The sequence below is a fragment of the Sharpea azabuensis DSM 18934 genome (genome assembly GCF_000702165.1).
GTDB lineage: Bacteria > Bacillota_I > Bacilli_A > Erysipelotrichales > Coprobacillaceae > Sharpea > Sharpea azabuensis.
This window is the reverse complement of sequence record NZ_JNKU01000078.1, coordinates 1-4010: the sequence shown is the minus strand read 5'-3', so window position 1 is coordinate 4010 and position 4010 is coordinate 1. Positions and strand designations below refer to the sequence as shown.

The window sequence follows — 4010 nt, the reverse complement described above, 5'->3', positions numbered from 1 at the left end:
AGTTTCTGTTCAAATGTATATTTTGCTTTTCGTCCCATAATAAAACCCCCTAAAAGCAGGGCAGTACATATTGTGTATTTGTACTGTCTACCTTTAGGGGATCGTATCAATCGCGCTATCTTTTTTCTTTTAAAAAAGAAGCAGGTCATCCCTACTTCTGATAAAGCGATAAAGCTTTCTTTAAGTCCTGTTCAATTTCTTCTTTAAGAGCTACTGGCTCATTGACATAGACATTAGCCCCTTGCATTAAAAACCACATCTTTAAGCCATCATTCATCAAGACATGATCAACTGATGCCTGATACCAATCTTCCTTGAGCTTATTGACATGAATGGTATTGCCAAAACGGGATACGATTTCTCTTAAAAGAACACCTTTAAATCTAAATGTCAAGGCAACTTCCTGACCGCTTGCAAACATATGGAACCTCTTTATAATAAAGCCTTCAAGATCATATTGATCCTGAATATCAACATAAATGCCACCTATTCTTCTCACATAACGCATACGATCTATACGATACATCGATAGATTTGTTTTACGTTTAGAGAAATAACCAATGAGATAATAATGGTTATTATCAAGATAAATACGATAAGGAGAGACATTATAGTCTTCCTTCGTCTTACCATTACCATTCTTAGCAGTGATTTCAATAGGATGGGAATTAGAGATGGCATAATCAATGTAATGAAAGGTAATATTCTTATGTTCATCAATGGCATGGAGGATGGTGGTGAGGTTTAAGATGAGCGAAAAAGGCTGCTCTGTTTCAAGTAAGGGCATCATTGAAAGTCGTTCTTTCTGGTAAACAGATGAAAAGCTAAGCAGCTTTTTTAGCAAAGCTTCTTTTTCTTTAGCTGAAGCATCTTTATTGAAGAGGATGGCATCCACAAGAAGCTTTAATTCTCCATCTTCATAGTATTCATTTTCAATGACATAACCCTTTTTAGGTTTACCATGTATTAATGGATAACCAATAAAGAATGTAAAGAAGTCATTCAGATTATGAACAAGCTGCCCTACTTCCTTACGGTGGCTTTTAAACCCACGTTCACTTAAATAATTCACAATTTCTTCATTCTTAATACCAATTTGTCTATTTGTCAAAAGTAATTGTAAAATCAAAGCCATCTTTTCACCCATAACATTTTACCTCCTAAGCATAAGCATAAGACAGAGGTTTCTTGTTTGTCATATGATATGTTAAACGCATAGCACCTAGTAAATCATATGAAGCATAAAGAGCGAGTAATGCTTCACTTGGTTCATGATTTAAACGACTTAAATAAGCATAAGCATCTTCGATTTCATTCTCTACGATACTAAAGTAAGCTGCATTTTCTAAGCTGATATAGCCTTTGACATAAAGCAAGCTAATAAGACTGCGCTTGTCGAGATTCATGATATGTCTTAAAAGACGATACATAGAAATAGGATTCTTTAATCCCAAGACAAGTTTCTTCATTGCTTTCTTCACCGAAGCAAAGGCTGGTGCATCATGAAAGAAATAATTCATCATCACTAATTCTTTTTCCATTACCGCATAATCGTTCACTTCATATAAATGATTAATACCAAGCTGTAAATAATAATCATATTGATCATTAATCATATTCTTAAATTTCTTGATATTAAAGCAAGAAACCAGCTTTACCTGATTTGAAGGGTCTATATTGATAAAATAGGATTGCATATCCTCCAATGTGATATTCATTAAATCTAAGTAATTGTCCAACATATTTCATCTCTCCTTTTCTATCTCTATTTTAATAGATAAAAGGAAAGCTTGCCAAAAATATTGCCAATATAATCCCTATATAGGGATTATATTGCGATTTACAAATTTTTTTAAGTCTTTTCAACAAAAAATCTAGCACATTGTGCTAGATCTTAAGCGAAAGGATATTTTTTTATAAACTGTACACCAACACCGCCAACGCCCATATGAGCACCGACAACAGCAGGTAGTTCTCTTACCAAAATATCAGCAGGTCCAATCTTTTCTTCAAGATAGGCTTTTAAGCTGTTAGCTGAGTCTTCAGCTAAGACATGTTCAATCGCAAAGACATAATCCTTACTATTAACGCCAAGCTCAATCATACGATCAGCCAGTGTCTTAATGGCCTTCTTTACAGTACGTACTTTACCAAGGGTATCTATTTTGCCCCCTAATTCATGATTTAATTCCATCACCGGTACGACTTTTAATAAGCCGGCAAGTAAAGCTACAGCAGGTGTAATACGACCACCCTTTTTTAAGTGTTCAAGATTAGGAACCATAATGATTGTTCTAGAATCTTTGACCATTTCATCAAGAATAGCCTTGATTTCTGCACTATTTTTACCTAAATCAGCTAATTTACGGGCTGTCAAAACAAGTTCTTTTTGTATTCTTGCTGTGGCATGGGAGTCCACTAATGTAATAGGGATATCAACGTTATCAGCAGCAATCTGCATACTTGTCATTGTGGAAGAAAGACCTGTGGCAATCGATACTCCAATCACTTCATCATAGCCATCTTTCTTGATTTCTGTTAAGACTTCAATCATTGATCCTAGAGGTGGCTGAGAAGTCATGACAATCTGATCAACACGAGCCATTTCTTTAAAGACATCAATGCTGTTGATTTCATATTGATCTAAATAAGCACGATCATGCATTGTAATACATAATGGCGCAACATAAATACCTGGGTGATCACCCTTTATTTCAATCTGACATCCGCTATCTGTGAAAATTGCTATTTTACTCATATTTTTTCACTCCTATTGTACTGCTTTATTATAAAGCATTTGCTATATTTTGACAAATCCAAGACAAGTTTTATAATGAAATGTAGGTGAAAAAGAATGAAATCAGTTAAAAACATAACCCAATCAACATTAATGATTAAGAAATCACAGTTTATTACGACATTGATTCCCTGTAATGACCCCTCGCAAATAAACCAACTCATCCAAAAGTATCGGGCTGATGATGCAACTCACAACTGTGTTGCGTATATTGTTGGTGGCAGCATCAAGGCTGATGATGATGGCGAGCCAAGTGGCACAGCAGGTCTTCCCATGCTTAATGTCCTTGAGCGTCAGGAATTAAGCAATATCATTGTCATCGTGACAAGATACTTTGGTGGGATCAAGTTAGGCGCTGGCGGGCTGACAAGAGCCTACAGCAATGCCGTTGTTCAGGCACTGGATGAAGCTGAGATAGTAGAGAAGACACTTGTTAAGAAGTATCAGATTGCCTTGGATTACCACTTTACCAAGAAAGCAGAGTATTTGATGAGGATTATGGATGTTAAGCTTATCGCTACAACCTATGATGAAAAAGCCCATTATACGCTCTATATTAGAGATCCTGCCTTTTTAGAACAGCTTAAAGAGCTTACCAGCAACCAATTCTATTGCCAGGAAATTGGCGAAGATTATATATAAAAGAAGGTGATATTATGAATGAAGTCGCAAAGTTATATCAGTTAGTTGTCAATCGTGAACTAGCCAAAAGCAAGAATGAAGTCTTGGATGTCGTTAGAATAAAGAAGAAGCTTCTTGCTTTCTTGCAGAGTGTCAGTGAGCTAGGTGAAATTGCGCATATCTACACATTCTGGGAAGATGACACAACTATTCATCGTAATGAACTCCTTGATGCCTATACAAGCGGAATGACAATGCTGATGAGTGTTGCATTTGATATGCGCATTGATGAAATCAAGAAGTATGAGGAAATACCTGATCGTAATGACTTAGTCGATTTACTTCTTAAGATTGATGAAGATATTATCATCTTAAAGAATTCCTTTAAGCCTATCGATCTAGAAAATGCCTTAAATGACTATTTTCATCTTGGATTCCTATTTGGTTTCTCCATTGATGAAATCATTAATCAGCTCAGCTAAAAAGATGTCCCAATTGATATGACCCCTGTCAAGTAGACAGAGAAAATATCCAAAACAACTACCAAGCAAGGTCAATTAGATTTGGCCTTGTTTTTTATTGTTGTGCTTGC

5 protein-coding genes are annotated in these 4010 nt (G+C 35.7%); 2 read left to right on the top strand and 3 right to left on the bottom strand.

Features of this window, described 5'->3' with window-relative positions; all coding sequences use genetic code 11:
* Nucleotides 1-151: 151 nt before the first annotated feature.
* The 3 genes from T529_RS0111475 to T529_RS0111465 form a co-directional block, all read right to left on the bottom strand.
* Nucleotides 152-1147 carry a helix-turn-helix transcriptional regulator gene (locus T529_RS0111475; RefSeq protein WP_051646990.1) on the bottom strand — a complete coding sequence of 332 codons (996 nt, stop codon included), beginning with the start codon at nucleotides 1145-1147 and terminating at the stop codon, nucleotides 152-154.
* A 13-nt stretch (nucleotides 1148-1160) separates the two neighbouring features.
* A complete protein-coding gene (locus T529_RS0111470; protein WP_033163746.1) occupies nucleotides 1161-1742 on the bottom strand; it encodes a hypothetical protein in 582 nt (193 codons plus the stop codon).
* A 152-nt stretch (nucleotides 1743-1894) separates the two neighbouring features.
* Nucleotides 1895-2758 (bottom strand): DegV family protein, encoded by an 864-nt coding sequence (locus T529_RS0111465; RefSeq protein ID WP_033163745.1) that lies wholly within the window; start codon nucleotides 2756-2758, stop codon nucleotides 1895-1897.
* 96 nt (nucleotides 2759-2854) lie between these two features.
* On the opposite strand from T529_RS0111465, the gene T529_RS0111460 reads away from it, so the two are divergent.
* Together T529_RS0111460 and T529_RS0111455 are read left to right on the top strand one after the other, a co-directional pair.
* Nucleotides 2855-3439, top strand: coding sequence for an IMPACT family protein (locus tag T529_RS0111460; RefSeq protein WP_033163744.1), 585 nt, complete (start codon nucleotides 2855-2857; stop codon nucleotides 3437-3439).
* A gap of 14 nt (nucleotides 3440-3453) precedes the next feature.
* Nucleotides 3454-3900 (top strand): dUTP diphosphatase, encoded by a 447-nt coding sequence (locus T529_RS0111455; RefSeq protein ID WP_033163743.1) that lies wholly within the window; start codon nucleotides 3454-3456, stop codon nucleotides 3898-3900.
* Nucleotides 3901-4010 lie beyond the last annotated feature (110 nt).